The 561-nt window shown below is 63.3% G+C and carries 1 protein-coding gene; it reads left to right on the forward strand.

Features of this window, described 5'->3' with window-relative positions; all coding sequences use genetic code 11:
* A partial coding sequence (locus tag EJI01_RS28455) for a transposase (protein ID WP_148112392.1) occupies positions 1-561 on the forward strand: 561 nt, incomplete at both ends.

Here is a 561-nt window from a genome sequence, read left to right on the forward strand (position 1 = left end):
CGTGTCGTCGATGCGTTCGTCGAGGAACTGGATCTCCATGCACTGGGTTTCGAAGGCGTTGAACCCGCAGCCACCGGGCGCCCTTCATACCACCCCTCGGTCCTGCTGAAGCTCTACATCTACGGCTACCTGAACCGCATCCAGTCGAGCCGTCGCCTGGAGCGCGAGGCGCTGCGCAACGTCGAACTGATGTGGCTCACCGGCCGGCTCGCGCCGGACTTCAAGACCATCGCCGACTTCCGACACGACAACGCAGCGGGCATCCGCAACGTCTGCCGCCGCTTCGTCATCCTGTGCCGCGACCTCAAACTGTTCTCTCACGCCATCGTTGCTATCGACGGCAGCAAGTTCAAGGCGGTCAACAGCCGCGACCGCAACTTCACGCCCGGCAAGATCGATGCGCGTCAGCGGCAGATCGAGCAGAGCATCCAACGCTACCTCGACGCGTTGGAGACGGCCGACCGCACGCAGCCGGCGGAGGTCGAGGCCAAGACCGAGCGGTTGACGGAGAAGATCAAGAAGCTGCGCGAGCAGATGAAGCAGCTCGACGACACCAAGGAA

Origin of the sequence: Variovorax sp. MHTC-1 (assembly GCF_003984645.1) — a bacterium.
Lineage (GTDB): Bacteria > Pseudomonadota > Gammaproteobacteria > Burkholderiales > Burkholderiaceae_C > Variovorax.